Genomic DNA, 23,249 nt, shown 5'->3' with positions numbered 1-23,249 from the left:
GAAATGATCCATCACGGAATCAGCCCATTTGGCAGATATCAAATCACACCCCACCTAAATACGCCTTCCTCACCTCCTGATTTCCCAGCAGCTCCTCGCCGCTGCCGCTCAACCGGATCTGCCCGTTAACCATCACATACCCACGGTCTGAAAGCTTCAGCGCGTGATGCGCATTCTGCTCCACCAGAAAGATGGTCATGCCGTTGCGGGCCAGCTCGCGCAGCGTCTGGAAGATCTGTTTCACCACAATCGGGGCTAAGCCCAGGCTGGGCTCATCCAGCAGCAGCAGCTTCGGACGGCTCATCAGCGCCCGGGCGATCGCCAGCATCTGCTGTTCCCCGCCGGACATGGTCATCGCGCGCTGCTTGCGCCGCTCCTTGAGGCGCGGGAAGAGGTCGAACATGGTTTGCATATCCTCAGCGGCAAACTGGCTGCCGATGGGGATGGTCCCCATCAGCAGATTCTCTTCAACGGTCATATCCGGGAAGATTCGTCTGCCTTCCGGCGCCTGCGCAATGCCTCCGGACGCGACGTAGTGGGTGGATTTATGGCTGATATCTTCGCCGCCGAAAAGGATCTGTCCGCTGCGAATACGGGGCTGGCCAAAGATGGACATCAGCAATGTCGATTTACCCGCGCCGTTTGCGCCAATCAGCGCCACGGTTTCACCCTTATTGACCTCGAGGGAAACCTGCTTCAGCGCCTGAATGACGCCGTAGAACACGTCCACCTCGCGAAATGCCAGCAGCGGTTCGCTCATAGGGTGACCTCGCTTTCATCCGTACCCAGGTAGGCGGCAATAACCTTTTCATCATGCTGGATCTGCTCGGGTTTTCCCCTGGCAATAACATCCCCGTGGTCGAGCACGATAATGTCGTCCGAAATCTCCATCACCATCCCCATATCATGCTCAATCAGTAGTACCGTGATGTCATGATGATCCCGCAGAAAGCGAATAATGCTGCTGAGCTTATGCGTTTCAACCGGGTTAAGCCCGGCGGCGGGTTCATCCAGACAGATCATTTCCGGCCCGGTGCACATTGCTCGCGCAATTTCCAGACGCCGCTGCTGGCCGTACGACATCTCTCCCGCCAGGCGATTGGCGCACTCCACCAGATCCACCACTTCCAGCCAGTAGAAGGCCCTGTCCAGGGCGTCGCTTTCCGCCCGCCGGTATGCCGGCGTATTTAAGATCCCGGCAAGCAGATTGCGGTTAACGCGCATATGCTGCGCAACCAGCAGGTTTTCTACGACAGACATCTCGCGAAAAAGACGGATATTTTGAAACGTGCGCGCCAGCCCTGCGCGGTTGACCAGATGCGTTCCGCCGAACATTTTGTAGAAAAGACGCTGCCCGAACTGCGCGGGGTTAATCCAGTCTCCCGGCTGGAATTTTTGTCCGAGCACCTGAATAACGTTGGTCGTTTTATGGCGGGTATTAAATAAAATGTTGCCGCCGGAGGCCCTGTAGAAGCCCGTCAGGCAGTTAAACACGGTAGTTTTTCCCGCCCCGTTTGGCCCAATCAGGGCGGTAATTGAGCCACGCTGCACGTCCAGGTTGACGTCGTTTAACGCCTTAATCCCGCCGAAGTGCATCATCAGATGTTCAACGCGCAATATCGTTCCGTTCATGGCGCGACGCCCTTACGCACGGCAAACCCGCTGCGGTTAATGCGGATCAAACCGCGCGGACGCCAGATCATCATCACCACCATGAGCATGCCAAACAGCAGGACGCGGTACTCGGCAAAACTGCGCAGCAGTTCCGGCGTGACCGTGAGCACAAAGGCGGCCAGCACCACGCCAAGCGTCGAGCCCATCCCGCCCAGCACCACAATGGCGAGGATCAGCGCCGATTCAAAGAAGGTAAAGGAGGTGGGATTCACGAACCCCTGATAGGTGGCGAAGAACACCCCGGCAATGCCCGCGGTCGACGCGCCCAGCGTAAAGGCGGAGAGCTTAACCAGAACATGATTCAGCCCCATCGAGCGGCACGCAATTTCGTCTTCACGCAGCGCTTCCCACGCCCTACCAATCGGCATACGCGTCAGGCGGTGCTTGATATAGAGCACCAGCATCACCACCAGGAACAGAACCGCGTAGATAAAAATAAACTTCATGTTCGGGTTGTAGGTCAGGTGGAAAAATTCGTGGAAGGGCACGCCGCCTTCTTTCGCGCGTCGTCCAAATTCCAGGCCGAAAAAGGTGGGGGGAGGGGCCGAGACGCCGTTTGGGCCGCCGGTGAAGGTCAGCCAGTTGTTCAGTATCAGGCGAATGATCTCCCCGAACCCGAGGGTGACGATGGCCAGATAGTCACCGTGCATGCGCAGTACCGGGAAACCGAGCAGGGCGCCTGCGGCGGCGGCCATGATTGCCGCCAGCGGCAGCATGCTCCAGAAGCCTAAGCCGAGATACTGGTATCCCAGCGCCAGACCGTACGCCCCAATTGCGTAGAACGCGACATATCCCAGATCCAGCAGGCCGGCCAGACCCACGACGATATTCAGCCCCAGACCGAGAAGCACGTAGATCAGCCCGAGAATGGCGACGGTCAGCACATATTTAGTGGCGACAAACGGAAAGCAAATCGCAAGGGCAATTACCAAAGGAATAATCCAGCGCATGCGGCTTTTATATTCCGGTGGCCGGACATATACGCCCGCGCTATCGGCTTCGAAGCGCGCCTGGAAACGGGCGCCCGCGGCGGTACCTAAAAAGACGCTCAACAGAAAACGCCCGAACATGACGATGCCAACCATCCAGGCCAGCCGTTGCCCGGCGAAGTTAAAGCTGTACCCGTCCAGCACCACGCCCGCAATGGGGCCGAAAATAATCAGCGCAATCAGTCCGGAAAAAATCGCGTCCAGCATGCAGCGTTTAAGTGAAAAAACGTGTGATGTCATCATTCTCTCCCTCATACTTTGGCCACAATCGGGCGTCCAAGCAGGCCCTGAGGACGGAAAATAAGGATCATGACCAGCAGGCCGAACGAAAAGACATCTTTATAGTCCGAGTTCACCATGCCTGAGAACTGGGCTTCCGCCACGCCCAGGATAAGGCCGCCGAGCATGGCGCCGGGGAGGGAGCCGATGCCGCCGAGTACCGCTGCAGTAAAGGCTTTAATGCCGATCACGAACCCGACGTAGAAATCAAAGGTGCCGTAATTCATGGTGATCAACACCCCCGCCAGACCGGCCATCGCCGCGCCGATCACAAAGACCAGCGAAATGATCCGGTCGGTGTTAATGCCCAGAATGGAGGCCATCTTACGATCCTGCTGTACCGCGCGGCACATCCGGCCCAGCCGGGTATGGTTGATAATCCAGGTGAGCACCAGCATGCCGGCAAACGAGGCAACCAGAATAAACACTTTGGTGTAGGTTATCTGTACGAACCCGTCGCCCAGATGCAGGCGAATCACGCCGTCCAGCATGGTCGGCACTCCTTGCTGACGCGGACCCTGGCTCAGCTGAGCGTAGTTTTGCAGGATAAGCGACATGCCGATGGCGGAGATCAGCGGCGCCAGGCGCGTGGAGTTGCGCAGCGGCTTGTAGGCGATACGCTCGATGGTCCAGCCGTACACCCCGGTTACAACAATGGTGAACACCAGCGTCCCGAGGATCAGCAGTGGGAACGACTGCAGACCGAAGAACGAGAGCAGCGCCAGGCCAATGGCGCAGAGATACGCGGAAATCATATACACTTCGCCGTGGGCGAAATTGATCATCCCGATAATGCCGTACACCATGGTGTAGCCGATGGCGATTAAACCGTAGACGGAGCCCAGCGTTAAGCCATTGATTAACTGTTGCAGGAAGAATGTACTCATCTTAGCGCGCTCGTTTTATAGGCTGCGCGATGCGCGCAGCCGGATGTTTATTACGCGCCGACGGGCAGGCCCGCCGACGTTGAGCGTGACTCCGTCCCGTTACTGCACTTCCTTATATTTTCCTTTGTCGTCCCACTGGTAAACCACGTAGTCAGACACTTTCAGATCGCCTTTACTGTCCCAGGCTTTTTTGCCCATCACCGTGTCGACGGAATTGGCTTTCAGCCACTCGCTGGCTTTGGCGGAGTCCTTGCCGCCGGTGGCCTTGAAGGCCGCGGCAATAGCCTGTACGGAGGCATAGGAGTAAAGGGTGTAACCTTCTGGTTCGAATTTACCTGCGCGGAATTTTTCGATAACCGCTTTACCGTCCGGGATGAGGCGCGGGTCTTTACCGAAGGTCATGTAAATGCCGTTGGTATATTGCGGGCCCCCCGCAGCGGTCACCATCTCTTCGTTGACAATACAGTCGCCGGAGAAGAATTTCGCCTGCACGCCCTGTTCGCGCATCTGGCGAACCAGCGGACCGGCTTCCGGGTGACAGCCACCGAAGAATACGACGTCCGGTTTTTGCGCGCCGATCTTCGTCACCAGCGCGTTAAAGTCTTTTTCACCGCGGGATAACCCCTCGTACATCACATCCTGAACCCCGCGTTTGGCCAGCGCCGCTTTGGTGGCGTCAGCCAGACCCTGGCCATAGGTGTCTTTATCGTGAATAATCACCACGCGCTTGGCTTTCAGCTTGTCGATGATGAAGTCGCTGGCAACCTGACCCTGCTGATCGTCGCGGCCGCACATGCGGAACATATCGCTCATGCCGCGTTCGGTGATCAGCGGGTTAGTTGAGCCGGGGGTAATCGAAATAATGCCCGCGTCGCTATACACCTCGGAGGCGGGCATTGTGGAAGAGGAGCAGAAATGGCCGACCACGGCGTTGACCTTATCCTGGTCAACTAAACGGTTGGCCACGGCCACGGCTTGCTTGGGCTCGCAGGCATCATCCCCCTGAACCAGTTTGATTTTCTCGCCGTTAATGCCGCCTGCGGCATTAATGTCTTCAGCGGCCTGCGTTGCGCCGTGCCAGTACTGATCGCCATAGGTGGCATTAGGACCCGTGAACGGCCCGGCCACGCCAATCACAATATCTGCCCGGGCGGAAAACGCCGTCACCAGGCAACCGGCCAACACAAGAGAAAGAGGAGTTCTGATAAATTTCAGCGACATTATTATGTTCCTTAGCAAAGAGGTTTTTGCACCACGGCGTAAACCCGAACGCCCGACGGCGCAGCCAATCCGAAACACGAGCAAGAACAAAATGCACTAAACGAACAAGATACAGACGGCATCCTGCATGTACGGCGAGGTATCCCTGCGCAGCGTCGCGCGAAGAACATTAAGCAAAAACGTTGCCAGAATGGTTAACCCTTTGACGGGCTTGTGACATGTCTGAGTATAGAGCGCCGCGTTATGCCGCCTTGCGGGAGGAGAAGAAATTACAGCGGAGATCACATATCGTTAACAATAAAGCCCATAAGTTGTGCAAAGGTCACGATTTGCACGTTTTTGCAGCAATAAAGACCTAAACTTCAGCCCGGAGAGGCGTGAGATATGTGTTAGGATCGTTTCCTTTTGCAGGAGTGTCAGCGATGACTGAAGGCCCATTGAATGAAAGCGAAATGGCGTGGCTTGAAGAGACGTTAATGTCTTACGGTCATGATGATGCGTCCGTGATTGACGTGTCCGAACTGGACGGCATGCTAACCGCGGTGCTTTCCGGTCCTGTTGTCGTTGAGCCAGATGCCTGGCTGGTGGCGGTGTGGGGCGGCGAGAAATATATCCCGCGCTGGAAAAACGATCGGGAAATGAACCGTTTTATCGATCTCTGCTTTAAGCACATGAACGATATTGCCGAGCGCCTGAGCGAGTACCCGGATCAGTTTGAACCTATGTTCGGCTATAACGACGTGGACGGTGAGAGCTATACCGTGGTGGAAGAGTGGTGTTATGGCTACATGCGCGGCGTGGCGCTGACGGACTGGTCAGCCTTGCCGGAAGCCCTGAAGGCCGATCTTGACGTGGTTGCGCTGCACGGGACGGAAGAGAACAGCGAAAAGCTGGATGAACTGTCCGAAGAGGAATATATTGCCAGCATCGAGCGTATCCAGCCTGCGGCACTGCGTTTATATCAATACTGGGTAAATAATCCGCAGCAGCCGGAAGTGAAGAAGCCGACGGTGAACGGCACGAAGGTCGGACGTAACGATCCGTGTCCTTGCGGCAGCGGGAAGAAGTTTAAGAGCTGCTGTTTGCACTGAAACATTTTTGTGGCATTGGTTCGTTCACCTTAAGACCAGTAGAAAATAATACGGTCTTTACCTGTGAACGAAATAAGGGGCCGTCGAGGCTCCTTATCAATCCTCCCGGCTCCGCGGAAAATCGATGCTTCGCACTGCGCTTACCTCCCAACCTTCTGCCTTCAGGTAATGATAACTCTCTGAACTTTGCCGTAAACGATATATATATGGCCAGGCATATCAGACCGTGAATAAGCGCAATGTTTATTGTTGCTCATCGAATACCATTGATCTCTATACCCTGAAGGGCTTAGTGGGATTCTTGTATTTTCATATTTCTTCCGGGTATTTATTTTATCTTTTCATTTAATTCATGAATGTTTATTTTGTGTTTATTTGCGCGTTGAATATTTTAAATCTTTCATCCCTTTCTGTGAAATAAGGTTTTAATGATCGGTCTCCAGGCGTATATTTTGATTAATCTTATCGGTTGATCAAAAGGATAATTGACGATGGCAGGGCAATCAAACTCGATTCAACAACAGGATACATTGAATCGTTATTTACTGTATTTTCCCAGAAATAAAACCGTTTTATCTGATGTTCTCTCGTTTAGAGGAGAAGAAGAACTCAGTAAACCCTATCGCTATACCATTCGCTTTACCAGTCCGGTACCAGATATTGCCGTCAACGACGTTCTTAACCAGATGGCTGAGTTTATTCTGCGTGCCCCGAATCCGAAAGCTGGCTGGCACAATCAGGAGCCCTGGCTGCCGGTGCGGCAGATAAATGGCGTAATCACGTCATTTACCCGTCTGAAGTCGTCCGCTGATGAAACGCTGTATGAATGCGTGCTGGAGCATGAACTGGCGCTGATGGACCGAAATTATCGTTCGGCCGTGTACATGGGTATGACGGTGCCTGAGCTCGTCACGAAGTTAATGAAGGACAGCGGACATTTTCAGGGTTACAACATCGATTTCGACCAGCTGGGCTTCAGCTACCCGTTGCGGGAAATGGTTATCCAGTGGAAAGAAACCGATCTCCAGTTTATCCGCCGCCTGCTGGCCGAAGTCGGGATCTGGTTTCGCTTTGAAAATCACGACAAGGTACCGGCCGAAACGGTGGTGATTTTTGGTGACGGGGGCCGTCGCTACGTTTTCAGCGATAAAAAGCTGCCATATGTCCGTCATTCGGGCATGACCAGTCATGAAGAGTACGTTACCGAGCTCGAAGAGCGCTACCAGCTCATTCCCGAAAACGTGCTGGTCCGCACCTATAACTATCGCGATCCGTTTTCTCCGCAGGCGGATAAAACCATTACCGACAACGACATTCCTGACGGGATAACCCGCGGCAAACAGTACCACTACGCCGATCACTTTCTGAGTGAAGGCGACTTTTATGGACAGGAGGCGGAAACGGCTACGTTTTACGCGCGCCTGCGCTATGAGCGTCTGCTGAACAATCAGAGCGTGCTGGGGCTGACGACCAGCGATCCGGAACTGCTGCCGGGCGTGATGTTTAACCTGACAGGAGATATTCCTGCCGGGTTTAAGCCCGGATTCGTTGTCACCACGATGACGCTCTCCGGCAGCCGCGCGGAGCACTATCGCGCCATCCTGAAGGGCATTCCCTGTCTGCACGGCTACAGCTACCGTCCGGACTATCTGCCGCGTCCGGTGATAGCCGGAACCGTGCCCGGCCGCGTGGCGGCCATTAATCGCGATCCCACGTATGCCGGAGTCGATGCGCAGGGCCGCTACCGCGTGAAGTTTGATTTTGACCTTGATGAAAAACGTGACGGCTTTGAAAGTGCGCTGATGCGTCTGGGCAGACCGTACGGCGGGGATGTGTTTGGTTTTCACTTCCCGCTGCTGGACGGAACGGAGGTGGCAGTCGCCTTTGAAGGTGGCGACCCGGACAGGCCGTATATCGCGCACGTCATGCATGACGGCAGCCATCCGGATTTGGTCACAAACCGCAACGATACCCGCAACGTGATCCGCACGGCCGCCTCGAACAAAATCCGCCTTGAGGATCGCCGGGGTGAGGAACATATCAAGATTTCCACGGAGCACGGCAAGGGACAGGTCAGCGTCGGCCACCTGGTCGATGCCACGGGGAAAAAACGCGGGCAGGGCGTGGAAGCCCGCACCGATGACTGGATGGCGCTGCGTGCCGCCAAAGGGGTGCTCATTACCACAGAGGCCCAGCCCCGCGCGCAGGGCCAACAGCTGGATATGACGGCCGCCATCGCGCAGCTGGAAAAAGCATTGTCGCTGGCGATGACGCTGCAACAAAGCGCCTTAACGGCCGGTGCCGGGAATGTGGATACCGATCGGCAAAACCAGCTGGCCCAGGTGCTGAACCAGCTGACAGGGCCGGGCATTCTGGCGTATGCCGAAAAGGGTGCCGCACACGTCACCCCGCAGAGCCTGCAGCTGTCCGCCGGGAAAGACCTGATCGCAACAGCAGGTCAGGATGCCAGCGTGAACGTGGTGAAAAAATTCTCGCTGGCCGTGGGGGAAAAACTCTCGCTGTTCGTCCGCAAGCTCGGCATCCAGATGATTGCCGGTGCCGGGGATATCACGACGCAGGCCCAGCGTGGTGCCATGCACATGCTCTCGCAGAAAGATTTCACGATGGCGAGCACTGCCGGGCAGCTGAACGGCAGCGCCAAACACGGCATACAGCTGGTCTGTGGCGGCGGCGGGATCCGTGTCAGTCCGAACGGACTGGTCACCATCTTTTCGCCAACGGGAATCGAACTGAAAGGACCCAACCTGAAGTATGACGGTCCGGAAAGCGCGCAGGTCACGGTCCCGCCGTTCAATAAGGGCGCATTCAAATTCCGCTACCAGCTGCACGCCGGAGACGACCCGGAACAAATTCTCGCAAACAAAAAATTCAGGCTGACCAGCTCGGCCGGAAACGTGGTTGAGGGTGTTACGGACAGCAACGGTCATTCATCGCTACTCGATGCCGATGACCTGGATACCTACAAAATGGAGTTAATGGAATGACGGAAGCCAGAAAAAGCCCGTATGCGCCACGGGTAATATCAGAAGGGGATATTCCTGTACACAGGGATTTGGGGGAAGTCGCTCAGACCTGCCGTGTGGGCGTACCGCGCCCGATGCCGGGGATCGTTATTCTGGTCCACGGCGTGAATGATGTAGGCGAAGCGTACCAGAACCAGGAGAAGGGCATTATCGCGGGCCTGAGTAAACGTCTTGGCCGCACAGACTTTTACACCCATGAATGGGGGAAATACAGAATCACCCGTCCCGGCCGTTCACCGGTTATCCCGTTTTACTGGGGGTATAAGCCCGTCACCCATGCGGATTATGTTGCAGATCAGAAGCGGTACCGGGATGAAGTGGGTAAGCTGAAAGACCAGGCTCACCTGCCGTACGATGCCTATCAGGAAGATAATGCTGATAAAAAAGCCGATCTGGGTAATGACGGAAAAGGCGCGTATAAGTACCAGAACGATAACTTTGGTAATGCGCTGGAAGCGAACTTTGCCAAAGGGGGCGGCACCTTCGCGAACGCCACAACCAATATTCCCGACATGCTGGGGCCGGGGGCGGGAGGTGTGGCGCTGGCGGCTGCGGGATTTGCATCACTGCATATGAATCACGGGGATTACACTCATCCCATCTATGAAAACCCCCACCGAATCTATCAGTTTTTTGCTGCCCAGCGCCTTGCTGATTTGATTTTACAAATCCGAACCGAAGAGGCAACTAGACATGATGTTATTAACATCGTGGCGCACAGCCAGGGGACCATCATCACCATGCTGGCAAATATGCTGGTAAAACAGGCAGGACAGAATCCGGTGAACTGCGTCATTCTGAATCATTCCCCTTATTCACTGGAGTCCCGCGTGGCTGAAAATATTCAGCCCGGATACCAACAGACGGATGCCGCCAGGCAGAAGACATTCAAAAATTTCTGTAGCCTGATGTATACCCAGTGGAAAGGGGGAGGAAAATTAGACGAGGATGAATTACTGACCCTGGAAGCCTCCTGTACGTTGCGTAAACCTTCAGATAACCCGCTGCGGGGTGATGATCGATATTGTCGGAACAACAACGGCAAAGTGTACAACTACTTCTGCCCGAACGATGGTGTTGTGTCACTTGAGAATGTGCAGGGGTTCGGCTGGGGTGGTATCCCCCAAAAAATAGCCAGTGGTATTCCTAACCTGTTTCAGCGAGTTTTTTATCAGCATGGCGAAGTAGGAAAAGCTCCTGACACTAAACCCTTTGCGTTGCCACAACGAAAAGAGGGGGATGCAAAATATTCGTTTCTCCCGAATGCCTGCTACCGAGCCCATGACGTAGTGGTAAACGGTGAAGAATTGCCAGAGCCCTTTATTTTCAAACTACAGGGTCAGGATAACCATCCTGATAATGACCCTGAAACGAGTGACAAGCCGTATACGTATTATATCGACCCGGATAGCCCAGATGCCTACATATCCTATTCAGCTAAAGCCAGTGCCATTAAGCGCACAGATTCTGCGATGTATATGCTTAACAGTTATCAGCGTATTAGCTGGAAGCCTGGGCATGTTTTAACACCAGATGAGCTGAAGGGGGAAAGCCTTGACCGGGGGCATACCGTTATTCACGGGGAAGTAACTGGTTCAAAAGATTACCCTGTGTTGTCCATTACCTGGCTGAAAACCCGTGAAGTACTTGAAAAAGAATGGAAAAAAGTTGACCCGGTAAGCTACAGCCAGCATTCGTCAATTGTCATGAGCGAGTTTGCACCATCGCACGCGATGGCGTTCGACCTTGCAATTGGTCAGTGTAAGTCGTTTGACTACAAAGCCGGTAAATTCTGGGAAGGGTTGTTACACCGTGCAGACTGGCGTGATCCTCAAAGCGGTAATCAATATGCGAGGGAATATTACAAATCGGGTCGATTGCCAACGGCCTCTACAAAAGATTTTATGAATAAACCCGATAAGGTGCTGCCTGCGGGTGACTTCGGTGTGAAAAATGATTATGCCGGTATCCGGCCGCGATCACGTAACCTGATGGATATTGAGACGGGAACCGCCAGGCCGGAAGATTTCCAGGAAGTAAAATTATTGCAATGGGAAATGCCAAAACCTAAAAGTGACAGCCAGCTGGCTTAAGGATTAGATATGAAAGGATTATGTACAGGCTTGGCGGTCACAGCTATTTTTCTGGCAGCGGCTTGTCAAGCCCAGGAGCCGCCGACGCAGGTGGTTTACCGATTCGATGACCATCGCTATCTGGAGCTGAAGGGCTGGGACTGCGAAGGTGAACTCTGGTACACCGATACGCAGAGGGCTATACATTCTCAGGTTTATTTTCAGTTTTATCGGATCTTCACGCGTAAATTTATTCATCCTTCAGAAAAATATATGTCTGTACCTATTTGGGGGACAGATGGTTTCAGGGTATCGAAGGACTATGGTCGGACATGGAAACTTGCACAGTTTGCCCCAGGAGAAAATGAACCCAATGGTGATGATAGTGCGCCTTATGAAGATGTTCTCTCTTTCACCGTAGTCAACGATCAGGGTTTTTTGCAGACGAAACACCGGCTGTATATGTCGTCAAAGCCGTTTGATGACCCGCGCATTTTGCCTGGTGGGTCGGGGATTAAATATCGTTTAGACAGCGGTGAAATGGATGAAATTACGCCAGATGCCCCAGGGTGGTCTTGGGGGATGGTTTATTTTACGCAGGAAGGTTTGCAAGGAAAGGTTATGCGCCGTGAGGCCAATTATCAGGACCTGCCCGACAAAGTGCCGGAAGTAAAAGGTTATACCGGCTGGGACCATATGCGTTGCGATATGGATGCGGGGCGATAAAGCATGAAAGGATTATGCTCAGGTCTGACAGCTGCAGCTGTATTTATAGCAGCGGGTTGCCAGGCGAAAGAACCGCCGACGCAGGTGGTTTACCGTTTTGATGACCACCGTTACCTGGAGTTAAAGGGCTGGGACTGTGAAGGAGAACTCTGGTATGTCGATGCTAAAAAAGGCATTCATTCGCAAATAGCCAGTCAATTTTATCGAATTTTCACGAAAAAATTTGTGCATCCTTCAGAACGCTATATTGCCATTCCCTGGTGGGGGAATGTAACGGGTGGTTTTTCAGTATCGAAAGACTATGGACAAACGTGGGTAAAAGGTGGTGCATCAATGTCATCGGGAGAAAATGAACCTGATGGAAGTAATGCCCCTTATTACGACGACGTTCTTTCTTTCACAGTCGTCAACGATCAGGGTTTTTTGCAAACGAAACACCGGTTGTATATGTCATCAAAACCGTTTGATGATCCGCGCCTTGCCGCTGGTGGACCTGGGATTGAATACACCGTGGATGACGGTACTGGGCAAAAGGTAAGCGGGAAAGTGGAACCCCGTTCACCTGGTTGGTCCTGGGGAATGGTGTATATGACCAAACAAGGTTTAGAAGGCTCTACTGAGCAACTTAAAACCAATTGGCAGAATCAACCTGATAAGGTTCCGGAAGTGAAAGATTATACCGGCTGGGACCACATGCGTTGCGATATGGATGCGGGGCGATAAAGCATGAAAGGATTATGCACAGGTCTGACAGCCGCAGCTGTATTTATGGCCGCAGGTTGCAATGCTTCAGAACCGCCGACCCAGGTAGTTTACCGTTTTGATGACCACCGTTATCTGGAACTGAAGGGCTGGGACTGTGAAGGTGAACTCTGGTACACGGATACAAAGAGAGGTATTCATACCGAACCGGTCAGCCAGTATTACCGATTATTTACCCGCAAATTTATCCATCCCTCAGAACGATATATTGCAATAACAGGCTGGGGCGCTGGTGGGTTTATGGTGTCCAAAGACTACGGACAAACCTGGCATTCTGTAGGTATTGCACCCGGTCACAATGAGCCAAATGGTGATGATGGTCCTCCTTATGAAGACGTTCTTTCTTTCACAGTCGTCAACGATCAGGTTTTTTACAGACGAAACACCGGCTGTATATGTCATCAAAGCCGTTTGATGACCCGCGTATTTTGCCTGGAGGGGCGGGTATTCAATATGAGCTTGAGGATGGAACAAAAGGAGATATAAAACCCGGAACTGCGGGGTCGGCCTGGGGAATGGTTTATATGACTAAACAAGGGCTAAAAGATACCGTTCAGGAACTTCAGACCAGTTGGCAAAATCAGCCTGACAAAATACCGGAAGTAAAAGGCTACACCGGCTGGGATCATATGCGTTGCGATATGGATGCGGGGCGATAAAGCATGAAAGGATTATGTTCAGGTCTGACAGCTGCAGCTGTATTTATGGCAGCGGGTTGCCAGGCGAAAGAGCCGCCGACGCAGGTGGTGTACCGGTTCGATGACCATCGTTATCTGGAACTGAAGGGATGGGACTGCGAGGGTGAACTCTGGTACACGGATACACAGCGGGGTATCCACACGGAGCCAGTCAGCCAGTTTTACCGGATATTTACCAAAAAATATGTGCATCCCTCAGAACGTTACATTGCGCTTCCGACCTGGGATGTAAGTGGTTTTCTTGTTTCGAAAGATTACGGTCAGACTTGGCATGATGCACTGTTTTCCCCTGGTGAAAATGATCTTAATGGAATGAATGCCCCACAGCAGGAAGATGTTCTTTCTTTCACCGTCGTCAACGATCAGGGTTTTTTACAAACGAAACACCGGCTGTATATGTCATCAAAGCCGTTTGATGACCCGCGTATTTTACCTGGAGGCCCAGGTATTTTTTATAGCCTTGCTAATGGGGAAAAAGACAGTATTACTTCGGAAGCACCAGGATGGGCTTGGGGATTGATTTACTTCACGCGAGAAGGACTTGTTGGAAAAATAATGAGTCATGAAGCCAACTATCAGGATCTTCCTGACAGGATACCGGAAATAAAGGGCTACACCGGCTGGGATCATATGCGTTGTGACATGGACGTGGGGAAATAACTCATGAAAGGATTATGTGTAGGGATTATTACTATTGCTGTTTTATTTGCGGCGGCTTGTAAGGCTTCAGAACCGCCAACACAGGTGGTTTACCGTTTTGATGATCATCGCTATCTGGAGCTGAAGGGTTGGAACTGCGAGGGCGAACTCTGGTATACGGATACAAAACGGGGCATTCATACCGAGCCTGTGAGTCAATTTTATCAAATTTTTTCTAAAACATATATTCACCCATCAGAAAAATATATTGCCGTACCGACAAAAAATGTATCGGAATTTATCATTTCAAAAGACTATGGGAAAAACTGGCAAATAGCTGTGTTTGCGCCAGAAAGTTTAGAAATTAGATTGAGGGCGTGGTCTAATCAGTCTGTTCATCCTGATCAGCAAAACGCTATTTCATTTGCAGTTATTAATGACCAAGGTTATTTGGTCATTAAGCCATATGATGGAGGAAACAAAAATCAGCGTGACTTCATATATATGTCATCTAAGCCATTCGATGATCCCGGTTTTAAAAGTAAAGATTATATCGATATTGGTTTAGATAAAAATTATAAGCCTTTACAAATGCCTAAATCATTCAGCGATTGGTCATGGGGAACGCTCTATATAACTAATGGTGAGTTAGACCAAACAGGCTTAAAAGAAATGAAAAAATATCAGGGGCTGCCCGATAAGGTTCCGGAAGTAAAAGGCTATACCGGCTGGGATCATATGCGTTGCGATATGGATGCAGGAAGGAAAGGATACTAATGAACGGCGTAATTCGACTCAATGACCCGCTGGTAAGCGGCGGGAAAGTAATTAAGGCGTCAGGCGCGCAATTTATGGGCCTGCCTGTGGCTCTGAAAGGCGATGAAGTGACGTGTACGGAGCATAAGGGGACGTTCCCTATTAACGATTGTCACCCAACCTGGACGATGAACGGCCGCGGCGTGGTCGTGGACGGCTGTAAAGCGGCGTGTGGTTGTGCTATCCGGACTACGCTACCTGTTGCGGGGGCTGTGTGATGAATTGGTGGTTGTATCCTGAACAGGACGAATTTAAAGAAGACTACCCCTATCTGGCAGTTTTTATCTTATATGTGATCGTCGTGATTATCTGTATTGCTGTTCGGGCAGTCACCTGGCCGGGTAATAAACATGTAGATCTCGATTTTCTTGCCCAGTCCGCGGTTATTCCGGTTGTTTTTCTGACGGGGTTCGTTCAGATGTGGTCTGTCGTGTATCACGGCATGAGGCACTACATGGAAACGAGGCTGCTGATTGCCGCCCGGCAGGAATATAAGGTTGTCAGCTTCGCCAGGGGGAACATTACCCTTGCTGGCTGGTCCGTACTCACTCCACCAAAGGCAACAAAGGAACTGGCACTGAGAATGCTGAAACTTGAGGGAGAGTTTCCGCTGGCCGCTAAAATGCCGTTGAAAATCGAGCTGGAAGAATCGTTCGATTTCACGAGGGCCGGGCAGGCAGTAGCCCGCGTTCTGGAGCCCATGGCAGGGAAACTTTCTCGGTACCAGCAGATTGAAGCGCTGGTGTGGGTTCGAGGCGGGGATGAATCCTTTAGCGATGAACTGCGGCGAGTGTTCGAACGCCAGGCAATCAGCGCCGATAAAATTACGTTTTTACCTGAATGTCCGGACTATACGCAAATAACGGAGTGGATAAAGCAGTCCGGAACCCGTGTCGCAAATCACCTGCTTATCATTGCAGACCTGCACCCGGCAGAAGAAGAATCGAAGTGGATGGAGAATGTCACCGCGCTTTTCTTCACAAATTACTACGTCAAAACTGAAGGAGAAAAACCTGTTTATCTTTACCAGCCGATGACAGGTGTTACTGACGTTGAAAGCAAGGTGCCGGTTTATCTGAGGACGGAAACGGTCAGTAAACCTAAAATGCTCTGGTATACCGGGTTATCCCGCACAGAGAAGTATCCGCTGCTGGAAGTGCTGGACGAGAACAAAGTGGTGCCGGACAGGCTGGAGCTTGAGGCTTCGCTCGGTGAGCGCTCTGCCGGTTATCAGTGGCTGATGCTGACGCTGGCCGCTGATGCGATTATGTACGGGCAGGGCGATCAGCTTGTGGCCGCGTCCGCACAGAACCATTTTGCCATGGCCGCGCTATCCTCCCGGTTGACCTGCCAACCCGATTACCCCGAAGAAAAAAGATATACGTTGCCGTGGCAAGCTGGCGGGATTGGCGGTCTGATGTTGTTTTTTGGGCTGATGTTAATCATTGCCAGCGTTGGTGAAGCCGGTAAAACTCTGTCCGGCTGGTTTATAACGATAATGGCGGTTCTGTTAATAGGTTTATTCCTTGGGATGGGGACATTGTTTACCTTGTATTATGGTGACAAAGCTTATGAGCACATGGGGATGTGATGATGAATGAAGCATTAATTTTAACGACAGCATTTCGGATGGTGATAATCGTAATATAAGGGATTGATTAAAGGGGAATCTCTCCCTATTAAAGCGGATAGTTTCCCCTTAAACCTTTGTTATCCCACTTCCGGCAGCATCCCGGCTGCAATCAACACCTGCACCAGAATAATCACCACCCCACAGCAAAACACCACGCACAGCAGCGGTTTTCCCCCCGCCACGCGGTAACCCTGCTGCGGATGCTGCTGGCGGCTCTTCCATGCCAGCAGGGAAGGGAGCAGCAGGGCCAGGATAGAGAGCGCCACCCCCGCATAGCCCAGCGCCATCACAAATCCGCGTGGGTAAAACAGCGCAAAAGCGAGCGGCGGCAGGAAGGTGATGGCCCCCGTCTGCAAGCGTCCAGCCGCGGTATTGCGACGCTGGAACAGGTCGGCGAGGTAATCAAACAGGCCGAGCGCCACGCCCAGGAACGAGGTTGCCAGCGCCAGGTCGGCAAACAGGTGTACCCCCAGCTCCACGTGCGGGGAGGTAACAACCTCGCGCAGTGCCAGCAGAAAACCGTTCAGGCCAGCGTGTTGCGCCATCAGCCCAATAAAGGTCGAAGAGTCAATGCTGCCCAGCGTCACCAGCTGCCAGAAAATATAGGCGATCAGCGGGATCGCGCTGCCGATAACAAAGACGCGGCGCAGCTTGCGGATATCGCCGTTCATATAGCTGACGATGCTCGGCACGCTGCCGTGGAAGCCAAACGAGGTGAAAATGACCGGGATCGCGGAAAGCGCCAGCCCTTTTTCCAGCGGCAGCGTCAGCAGGTTGACCTTGTGCACGTGCGGGGCCAGCAGCACCAGCATGATAATCAGGAAGAGAATTTTGGCGCTGAACAGAAAGCGGTTAAACAGATCGACCAGCGATGTCCCCACGCAGACCACGCCGCCGCCGATGAGCGCAAAGAAGATAGCCCCCGTCGCCGGGGTAATGTCAGAGCCAAACCAGTCGTTGACGCTGGAGGCGATGAGTTCCCCGGCGCCGCTGATATAGGCGGCGGTCAGGGCGTACATCAGGAACATCATGCTAAAGCCGGTTATCCACTGGCCGTAGCGTCCCAAATAGCGCGCCGCAAGCGAACCCAGACCGGTGTCGGCGGGGACGTGCTGGTAAACCTCAAGCAGCAGCAGGGCGGTGTAACACATCAGCGCCCAGAGCGTCCCCAGCAGCAGCAGGGTCATGCCAAATCCCACGCCCGCGGCCGCCAGGGGCATGGCCAGCATTCCTGCGCCAATCGTCGTTCCGGCGACGATAAAAATACTTCCCAGGGTTCTGTTTTTCACGCTTTCCTCTACAACAATGCTTAACCGCGACAAAATCTGCGGCGCAGAGTAAGGGAAAAGCCGTAATTCGTCAAATCACCGTTACAAGTAGTGTAACGAATAGTTTACGAATTATTGGCGCTCTGATCCTTTTTAGGCGGATGCCTACTTCATAAGGGCAATATTGCTGGGCGATATTCCGGCGTAACGTAAACAATAAATATAAATTATCAAATTAAGTGAGGGTTTTATGGCTGGAGAGAATCCCTTCACCGCGGCATGGAGTCGGGGAGGTAACCTGTTGTGCCATGGGCACTGGATAATCAGCTGGCAGAACCAACCCCTGATACTTCCCGAGTCCCGCCGCGAAAAGGATATGGGCACCTGGGCAATCTATTCGGTTATCGATCCTGAAGATGAAACCTTTGCACAAGGCTTACAGGAAGATGAGTGGATCGTTGAGAATGTCGACTGGTTAACGGATATGTTCTTCGAGGTGGGTATTCCGCTGGAGACGTCCAGCTACCGCTATTTTTACCAGGCGGTGAATCCTCATGACTGGCGCTGCACCAGCTGTGCGGGGTGTATGTAAATTAACGCGGTGCCGGTTTTCGGCACCGCGCTGAAATTAATTCTGCGTATCGAGGGTGGAAAGTTCTTTATCAATAAAGTAAAGACCTTCGCCGGATTTCCCCACCAGAGACAATTTATCCAGTACGGATTTAAACAGCTTCTCTTCTTCGTGTTGTTCAGCGACATACCACTGCAGGAAATTAAAGGTTGGATAATCCTGGCTGGTCATCGCGGCATGGACCAGTTCGTTAATTTTCTGCGTGATCAGCTGCTCGTGCTCGTAGGTGGCGCGGAACAGTTCATCGAGAGAATTATACTCAGCAAAAGGTGAAGCCACGGTTTCAATGCGCGGCAGGCTGCCCGTATCCGTAAGATAATCAAACAGACGCTGCATGTGGGTCATCTCTTCCTGAGCGTGACGACGCAAAAACGCGGCCGCACCTTCGAAGCTGTGATAGCTGCACCAGGCGCTCATCTGCTGGTAGAGCAGGGATGAAAAAAGCTCAAGGTTCATTTGTGCGTTGAGCTTGTCGATCATTTCAGTTTTCAGCATGGTGACGCTCCGGATTATTATTTCTGGTTCACAATGAGCGACACTATAATTTGTTATTTAATTATTTGCAAAACGTAAATTTTTTATTTTATTTATTTAAAATACGAATGGGAATAAAACGCATTGGCGATTTTTATAATTTATTAATGAGAATTGTTTTTGTTCGTAATGAAATAAACTGCCAGCAAACGCTGGCAGCGTTGATTAATACCAGGGATTATTTGTCTTAGGGTTAACGGCGTAACCCATACATTTATACTGGATAGTCACGCTCTCGTTCAGGCACAAAGAGCCGCTCGTCAGGGTGCAGGTTTTAATGGGCTGACCATAGGCTGAGGCAGTGGCATACCCCATGCTCTGACACGCTTTTGCCGCAGTGCCGTTATTAACATACTCATCGGAATACGCATTTTGCAGCGCTGCCTGGCCGTAGTCGAGGCGGACGATGCCGTTCGGCGCGTCGCGGCTGCTGACTTCAGCCTGGCGGTTGATACTACACCCCGCGAGCAGCAGGATTGTGCCGGCTACAATGACTCTTTTCATGGTTCGCTCTGAGTGGATGGAAATACCTTATCGTACCCGCAGATGCCCGCTGCAATGCCTGGAATAGCCGGACAATCTGCCCTCACTCTTCGCAACGGGTGAGAGGGGAGCGCTATCAGGCCAAATCCTGATAAGAATGTGATGAGTATCACAAAAAGATTGATTTTTGTGATGGTGGTCATATTATAAGCACGTTGACAATAAAGTTGTATAACAAGTTAATGGAGCATCATCGTGAAACTGCGCAAAATCCTGAAAAGCATGTGGGCCAATTACTGCCGCACGTTCAAAGACGTGCCGCCAGGCGCCATGTTCTGATAAAAAAACCTGCTTCGGCGGGTTTTTTTGTACCTGCAGGCGATGAAGGGAAGATGTCAGGGGGCGTGTTTTGCTACTATGGCGGCCTTTAAATAAGGAGAAAACCCATGTCACAAAACCTGAGCGCCGATCAGGAACTGGTCTCTGACGTTGTCGCCTGTCAGCTGGTTATCAAACAAATCCTTGATGTTCTGGACGTGATTGCGCCGGTTGAAGTGCGCGAGAAGATGTCTACGCAGCTGAAAAATATCGATTTTGCCAGCCATCCTGCTGCCGCTGACCCGGTTACGCTTCGTGCGATCCAGAAAGCCATCGCGCTGATTGAGCTGCGATTCACGCCGCAGGGTGAGTCCCACTAAAACAGGGAAAGGGGCGACGGCACGTGTCGCCCTTTGATGCTGTTAAAAGAACGTCTGGACCAGCAGGTAGCTCGCCGCGCACGCGCAGCTTACCCCAATCAGCCCTGGCAAAATGAAGCTGTGGTTGATGATAAATTTCCCGATGCGGGTGGTGCCTGACCGGTCAAAGCCGATGCAGGCCAAATCGCTGGGGTAGGTCGGCAGGACAAAATAGCCGTAGGACGCCGGGAAAAAGGCGATCAGCATTTTCGGGTCGATGCCTAACATCAGCCCCATCGGCGCAACGGCCGTCAGCGCCGCCGCCTGGCTGTTCACCAGTTTTGACACCAGAAACAGCACAATGGCATACGTCCACGGGTGGCTTTTCACAACGCCTTCCAGCGCCAGCTTTAACTCGTCGAGATGCGCCTGGAAAAAGGTATCGCTCATCCACGCCACGCCGAACACCGAGAAGATCGCGACCATACCGGCCTTGAACACCGCGCCGTTGGAAATCGCCGACGCATTAACCTTACAGGCCATCAGCATCACGGCGCCCGCAATTAGCATCATCATCTGAATGACAAGGTTCATCGACAGCGCCGTCATTTTGCCTTTCACTTCAAAGGCGGGGCGCAGTTCCGGGAATGCCCCCAGCAAAACGACCACGGCAATACCGGCAAAGAAAATCCACGTGGACCAGTAGGCCTGTTTAGGGAAACGCTGATTCATTAACGTCTCCGTACCGCCGTAGATAAACTCGCGCTGCTTAGGATCTTTCAGCTTTTCCTGAAACTCAATGTCGTCCGCCAAATCTTTCCCACGGCGTAAGCTCCACAGGGCCGCAATGGCTACGCCGAAAAGCGAAGCGGGAACCGACACGGCGAGAATTTCCAGGATCCCCCACGCGTGGCCGATCCCATGCTGGGCCGCCAGGATGGACACCAGCGACACAACGGCAACGGAAACGGGGGATGCCGTAATCGCCATCTGTGATGCCACCGATGCCACGGCCATGGGGCGCTCCGGGCGGATCCCTTTTTTCAGGGCGATATCCGCAATGATGGGGAACATGGTGTAGACCACGTGCCCGGTGCCGCACAGAAAGGTCAGCATCCAGGTGGTGAAAGGGGCGAGCAGGGTGATGTGCTGCGGGTGTTTGCGCAGCAGGCGTTCAGCAAACTGCATCATGACGTTGAGGCCGCCCGCAGTCTGCAGCGTAGCCGCACAGCCAATTACCGCGAGAATGGTCAGCATAACGTCAACCGGCGGCTTACCCGGTTGCAGACCAAAGACAAAACATAAAATAAAAAGACCAATGCCGCTGATTAACCCCAGCCCCATACCGCCGAAACGCGTACCCGTCAGCAGGCAGAGGAGAATGACAACAAACTCAATGGTGATCATGATGCTCCCTCGTCAATGATTATGTAACTAAATAAATCATCACACGTTGTGTGGTTAATCATTGGGAGCCAGATCTGATTTGTTAAATTTCAGCAAAAGCAGAAGGTTGGAGATGGGAAAAGGAATCCTGCCTCAGGTGGGAGGAGGGATCCCCACAAAACAATGCCTGCACGGACGACTCCCTCTCCCTTGAGGGAGAGGGCTGGGGTGGTCATTCCGTTCACTTCATGTTCCTTGCTACTTTTTAACGACATGACCGGTGAACGTGCCAGGGCGACTCAATCGCCGCCGCCCTGGCGACCCGGGCTCCCGGCTGTAAATCGCCGCTTCGGCGATTTACAGCCGGACCAGGACATCGCTGTAAGTTATTCACTTGCCTGATACAAAATTCATCGCTTCAGGTTAATAAATTTCTGGGAAACCCTCAGCCCGGTTGGAGCAGATTAAAAAACTCAGTGGTGCTGTACCGCCACAATGTCGAGCAGATGACGGTCGGTTTGCTCAGGACATAAACCCGCCTGCTGCGCATTATGGATCTCATCCGCCAGCGTCTTCAGCAGCATGCCATCCTGCTGCTGCTCTTTGTCCATATCACGTAAGAATTTGAGCGTCGTAATGTCCTGCTGCGCTTTGGCTTCATCGGCCAGTTTGCTGAGCGTGCTGCAACGTTGCTCGTACTCTTCAAGCGTTTTCTGAAACAGTTCTTCCAGGCAGGAGTAGTTTTCGTTGATCCCATCAAGGGCTTTAACGACAGGATTTGCCCCTGCGGCTTTCAGAAAATTGAAGACACGCATCATATGGGTGACGTTACTTTGCGCCTGCGAGCGAAAGAATGTAGCAGACCCCGTAAGACTATTCTCGGCACACCACGCACTTAAGTGAAGGTGCAGGTTCGAGGCGTAGAACTCAAGGTTCATCTGCGCGTTAAGTTTTTGCATCATCGTTTGGGTAGCCATACTCATATCCTTATTGACTGTGGGACGTGATGTCCGTTGCTTAACCTGAGCGCCAGGCAAATACGAAGAAAAGAGCAGAAATAGACATTCTGCCGTGACCGAAGTCGACCGAAATTCACTTCCTGTGTTCGATATAAATAAGCATACCCTTGTCTTGAGTCTAAGAAAACTCTTAATCAGGCTGTATTTACCATACATTACAAAGTTTAATATAGTACATAAATACAATTAGCTCGCCATGAATTGAATGTGACTTAATAAGCTAATAATTAAGGATTTTTACCATTAAGGCACACTGTTACTCTTTCGGGGATATTAAGTTGGAATATTACTCCGAGAAAAAGAGAAATACGGTTTAATCGTTTCGAATATATGATGTGCCAATAAAATTGCGCTAAATCAATTTCTGAGAAATAACGTTTTTACAGGTGCGTTGTACATCCTTGATGAAAAACATGTTGAACCCCTTTAACGCCAGCTGCGTTTTGCCCGCTGAGGGGCATCAGGGATATCTTGGCTAATCTTATGGATAATTCTGCTTAACCCCTTTCTATTTGTCTGACAAATCCCGCATTTTTTATGTCATTTTTCGCTGAATTTATGTACGCAATTACTGTAATTCTGCGGTGTGATGGGGCTCTCTTATGGATGATTAATTTCCCGCTAAAACTATCACCAGCAATAACGCTTATGACGAGGTAAGCGCTAATGCCTTGTTTTAAGTCCGATTAAATAAGAAGCACGCACTTATTCCCTACAGAA

The 23,249-nt window shown here is 52.0% G+C and carries 22 protein-coding genes and 1 pseudogene; 13 read left to right on the top strand and 10 right to left on the bottom strand.

The features are described 5' to 3' along the window. Positions 1–43: 43 nt before the first annotated feature. The 5 genes from ACOTZC_RS13890 to ACOTZC_RS13870 all read right to left on the bottom strand — a co-directional run bounded on the left by ACOTZC_RS13890 (position 44) and on the right by ACOTZC_RS13870 (position 5,050). Positions 44–760: an ABC transporter ATP-binding protein gene (locus ACOTZC_RS13890; RefSeq protein ID WP_033145889.1), complete on the bottom strand. Its 717-nt coding sequence runs from the start codon at positions 758–760 to the stop codon at positions 44–46. Then, positions 757–1,632, bottom strand: coding sequence for an ATP-binding cassette domain-containing protein (locus tag ACOTZC_RS13885; protein ID WP_045356847.1), 876 nt, complete (start codon positions 1,630–1,632; stop codon positions 757–759). Before ACOTZC_RS13885 ends, ACOTZC_RS13890 begins: the two co-directional genes overlap by 4 nt. Beyond that, a complete protein-coding gene (gene livM / locus ACOTZC_RS13880) occupies positions 1,629–2,903 on the bottom strand; it encodes a high-affinity branched-chain amino acid ABC transporter permease LivM (RefSeq protein WP_032668486.1) in 1,275 nt (424 codons plus the stop codon). The genes ACOTZC_RS13885 and livM overlap by 4 nt, the downstream gene beginning before the upstream one ends. An 11-nt stretch (positions 2,904–2,914) precedes the next feature. Then, the gene (locus tag ACOTZC_RS13875) at positions 2,915–3,829 is read right to left on the bottom strand and encodes an ABC transporter permease subunit (RefSeq protein WP_023312278.1); all 915 of its coding nucleotides are present in this window, start codon (positions 3,827–3,829) and stop codon (positions 2,915–2,917) included. Between the two features lie 99 nt (positions 3,830–3,928). Then, the gene (locus ACOTZC_RS13870; protein ID WP_059445062.1) at positions 3,929–5,050 is read right to left on the bottom strand and encodes a branched-chain amino acid ABC transporter substrate-binding protein; all 1,122 of its coding nucleotides are present in this window, start codon (positions 5,048–5,050) and stop codon (positions 3,929–3,931) included. Positions 5,051–5,472: 422 nt separating this feature from the next. Between ACOTZC_RS13870 and ACOTZC_RS13865 the strand changes: the two genes are divergently transcribed. The 10 genes and pseudogenes from ACOTZC_RS13865 to ACOTZC_RS13820 all read left to right on the top strand — a co-directional run bounded on the left by ACOTZC_RS13865 (position 5,473) and on the right by ACOTZC_RS13820 (position 16,489). After that, a complete protein-coding gene (locus ACOTZC_RS13865) occupies positions 5,473–6,141 on the top strand; it encodes a YecA family protein (RefSeq protein WP_047173104.1) in 669 nt (222 codons plus the stop codon). Positions 6,142–6,632: 491 nt separating this feature from the next. After that, entirely contained in the window at positions 6,633–9,146 is a 2,514-nt protein-coding gene (locus tag ACOTZC_RS13860) for a type VI secretion system Vgr family protein (protein WP_163353955.1), read from the top strand. Further along, positions 9,143–11,278 carry a T6SS effector phospholipase Tle3 domain-containing protein gene (locus tag ACOTZC_RS13855; protein ID WP_421635825.1) on the top strand — a complete coding sequence of 712 codons (2,136 nt, stop codon included), beginning with the start codon at positions 9,143–9,145 and terminating at the stop codon, positions 11,276–11,278. The genes ACOTZC_RS13860 and ACOTZC_RS13855 overlap by 4 nt, the downstream gene beginning before the upstream one ends. A gap of 9 nt (positions 11,279–11,287) precedes the next feature. After that, on the top strand, positions 11,288–11,983 hold the full coding sequence (locus ACOTZC_RS13850; protein WP_248162008.1) for a T6SS immunity protein Tli3 family protein: 696 nt from the start codon (positions 11,288–11,290) through the stop codon (positions 11,981–11,983). 3 nt (positions 11,984–11,986) lie between these two features. Further along, the gene (locus ACOTZC_RS13845) at positions 11,987–12,706 is read left to right on the top strand and encodes a T6SS immunity protein Tli3 family protein (protein WP_047173101.1); all 720 of its coding nucleotides are present in this window, start codon (positions 11,987–11,989) and stop codon (positions 12,704–12,706) included. 3 nt (positions 12,707–12,709) lie between these two features. Then, positions 12,710–13,404 (top strand): annotated as a pseudogene (locus ACOTZC_RS13840) (T6SS immunity protein Tli3 family protein). Positions 13,405–13,407: 3 nt separating this feature from the next. Further along, positions 13,408–14,103, top strand: a complete 696-nt coding sequence (locus tag ACOTZC_RS13835) for a T6SS immunity protein Tli3 family protein (RefSeq protein WP_248162010.1) — start codon at positions 13,408–13,410, stop codon at positions 14,101–14,103. Between the two features lie 3 nt (positions 14,104–14,106). Beyond that, entirely contained in the window at positions 14,107–14,859 is a 753-nt protein-coding gene (locus tag ACOTZC_RS13830) for a T6SS immunity protein Tli3 family protein (RefSeq protein ID WP_064790948.1), read from the top strand. Next, on the top strand, positions 14,859–15,116 hold the full coding sequence (locus tag ACOTZC_RS13825) for a PAAR domain-containing protein (protein WP_045356826.1): 258 nt from the start codon (positions 14,859–14,861) through the stop codon (positions 15,114–15,116). The genes ACOTZC_RS13830 and ACOTZC_RS13825 overlap by 1 nt, the downstream gene beginning before the upstream one ends. After that, complete coding sequence (locus ACOTZC_RS13820; RefSeq protein ID WP_045620561.1) at positions 15,116–16,489, top strand: hypothetical protein; 1,374 nt, start codon at positions 15,116–15,118, stop codon at positions 16,487–16,489. Before ACOTZC_RS13825 ends, ACOTZC_RS13820 begins: the two co-directional genes overlap by 1 nt. 119 nt (positions 16,490–16,608) lie before the next feature. On the opposite strand, the gene tyrP is transcribed toward ACOTZC_RS13820, so the two are convergent. Beyond that, the gene (gene tyrP, locus ACOTZC_RS13815; RefSeq protein WP_045404417.1) at positions 16,609–17,820 is read right to left on the bottom strand and encodes a tyrosine transporter TyrP; all 1,212 of its coding nucleotides are present in this window, start codon (positions 17,818–17,820) and stop codon (positions 16,609–16,611) included. A gap of 229 nt (positions 17,821–18,049) precedes the next feature. Between tyrP and ACOTZC_RS13810 the strand changes: the two genes are divergently transcribed. After that, complete coding sequence (locus ACOTZC_RS13810; protein WP_045404419.1) at positions 18,050–18,391, top strand: hypothetical protein; 342 nt, start codon at positions 18,050–18,052, stop codon at positions 18,389–18,391. 36 nt (positions 18,392–18,427) lie between these two features. On the opposite strand, the gene ftnA is transcribed toward ACOTZC_RS13810, so the two are convergent. Both ftnA and yecR read right to left on the bottom strand, forming a co-directional pair. Next, positions 18,428–18,925 (bottom strand): non-heme ferritin, encoded by a 498-nt coding sequence (gene ftnA / locus ACOTZC_RS13805; RefSeq protein ID WP_014884366.1) that lies wholly within the window; start codon positions 18,923–18,925, stop codon positions 18,428–18,430. Between the two features lie 204 nt (positions 18,926–19,129). Beyond that, positions 19,130–19,468, bottom strand: coding sequence for a YecR family lipoprotein (gene yecR / locus ACOTZC_RS13800; protein WP_023312272.1), 339 nt, complete (start codon positions 19,466–19,468; stop codon positions 19,130–19,132). A gap of 234 nt (positions 19,469–19,702) precedes the next feature. On the opposite strand from yecR, the gene azuC reads away from it, so the two are divergent. Both azuC and ACOTZC_RS13790 read left to right on the top strand, forming a co-directional pair. Next, entirely contained in the window at positions 19,703–19,786 is an 84-nt protein-coding gene (gene azuC / locus ACOTZC_RS13795) for a stress response protein AzuC (RefSeq protein WP_014884364.1), read from the top strand. 107 nt (positions 19,787–19,893) lie between these two features. After that, positions 19,894–20,145, top strand: coding sequence for a DUF2766 family protein (locus tag ACOTZC_RS13790; protein WP_008500405.1), 252 nt, complete (start codon positions 19,894–19,896; stop codon positions 20,143–20,145). Positions 20,146–20,187: 42 nt separating this feature from the next. Here ACOTZC_RS13790 and ACOTZC_RS13785 read toward each other — a convergent pair whose 3' ends face one another. Both ACOTZC_RS13785 and ACOTZC_RS13780 read right to left on the bottom strand, forming a co-directional pair. After that, entirely contained in the window at positions 20,188–21,531 is a 1,344-nt protein-coding gene (locus tag ACOTZC_RS13785; protein ID WP_023312271.1) for an anaerobic C4-dicarboxylate transporter, read from the bottom strand. Between the two features lie 452 nt (positions 21,532–21,983). Beyond that, complete coding sequence (locus ACOTZC_RS13780; protein ID WP_023312270.1) at positions 21,984–22,487, bottom strand: non-heme ferritin-like protein; 504 nt, start codon at positions 22,485–22,487, stop codon at positions 21,984–21,986. Between the last annotated feature and the right edge of the window lie 762 nt (positions 22,488–23,249).

The sequence above is a fragment of the Enterobacter cloacae complex sp. SHL009 genome (assembly GCF_049237205.1).
In the GTDB taxonomy this organism is placed as follows: Bacteria; Pseudomonadota; Gammaproteobacteria; order Enterobacterales; family Enterobacteriaceae; genus Enterobacter; species Enterobacter cloacae_M.
The sequence above is the reverse complement of the archived record's forward strand: the minus strand, read 5'-3'. Positions and strand labels throughout refer to the sequence as shown.

Coding starts and splice junctions, on each gene's coding strand:
- ACOTZC_RS13845 (WP_047173101.1), top strand. CDS start 11,987: ATGAAAGGATTATGCTCAGGTCTGACAGCTGCAGCTGTATTTATAGCA.
- ACOTZC_RS13810 (WP_045404419.1), top strand. CDS start 18,050: ATGGCTGGAGAGAATCCCTTCACCGCGGCATGGAGTCGGGGAGGTAAC.
- ACOTZC_RS13785 (WP_023312271.1), bottom strand. CDS start 21,531: ATGATCACCATTGAGTTTGTTGTCATTCTCCTCTGCCTGCTGACGGGT.
- livM (WP_032668486.1), bottom strand. CDS start 2,903: ATGACATCACACGTTTTTTCACTTAAACGCTGCATGCTGGACGCGATT.
- yecR (WP_023312272.1), bottom strand. CDS start 19,468: ATGAAAAGAGTCATTGTAGCCGGCACAATCCTGCTGCTCGCGGGGTGT.
- ACOTZC_RS13790 (WP_008500405.1), top strand. CDS start 19,894: ATGTCACAAAACCTGAGCGCCGATCAGGAACTGGTCTCTGACGTTGTC.
- ACOTZC_RS13875 (WP_023312278.1), bottom strand. CDS start 3,829: ATGAGTACATTCTTCCTGCAACAGTTAATCAATGGCTTAACGCTGGGC.
- ACOTZC_RS13870 (WP_059445062.1), bottom strand. CDS start 5,050: ATGTCGCTGAAATTTATCAGAACTCCTCTTTCTCTTGTGTTGGCCGGT.
- ACOTZC_RS13865 (WP_047173104.1), top strand. CDS start 5,473: ATGACTGAAGGCCCATTGAATGAAAGCGAAATGGCGTGGCTTGAAGAG.
- ACOTZC_RS13820 (WP_045620561.1), top strand. CDS start 15,116: ATGAATTGGTGGTTGTATCCTGAACAGGACGAATTTAAAGAAGACTAC.
- ACOTZC_RS13860 (WP_163353955.1), top strand. CDS start 6,633: ATGGCAGGGCAATCAAACTCGATTCAACAACAGGATACATTGAATCGT.
- ACOTZC_RS13855 (WP_421635825.1), top strand. CDS start 9,143: ATGACGGAAGCCAGAAAAAGCCCGTATGCGCCACGGGTAATATCAGAA.
- ftnA (WP_014884366.1), bottom strand. CDS start 18,925: ATGCTGAAAACTGAAATGATCGACAAGCTCAACGCACAAATGAACCTT.
- ACOTZC_RS13890 (WP_033145889.1), bottom strand. CDS start 760: ATGAGCGAACCGCTGCTGGCATTTCGCGAGGTGGACGTGTTCTACGGC.
- ACOTZC_RS13830 (WP_064790948.1), top strand. CDS start 14,107: ATGAAAGGATTATGTGTAGGGATTATTACTATTGCTGTTTTATTTGCG.
- ACOTZC_RS13780 (WP_023312270.1), bottom strand. CDS start 22,487: ATGGCTACCCAAACGATGATGCAAAAACTTAACGCGCAGATGAACCTT.
- ACOTZC_RS13835 (WP_248162010.1), top strand. CDS start 13,408: ATGAAAGGATTATGTTCAGGTCTGACAGCTGCAGCTGTATTTATGGCA.
- ACOTZC_RS13885 (WP_045356847.1), bottom strand. CDS start 1,632: ATGAACGGAACGATATTGCGCGTTGAACATCTGATGATGCACTTCGGC.
- ACOTZC_RS13850 (WP_248162008.1), top strand. CDS start 11,288: ATGAAAGGATTATGTACAGGCTTGGCGGTCACAGCTATTTTTCTGGCA.
- ACOTZC_RS13825 (WP_045356826.1), top strand. CDS start 14,859: ATGAACGGCGTAATTCGACTCAATGACCCGCTGGTAAGCGGCGGGAAA.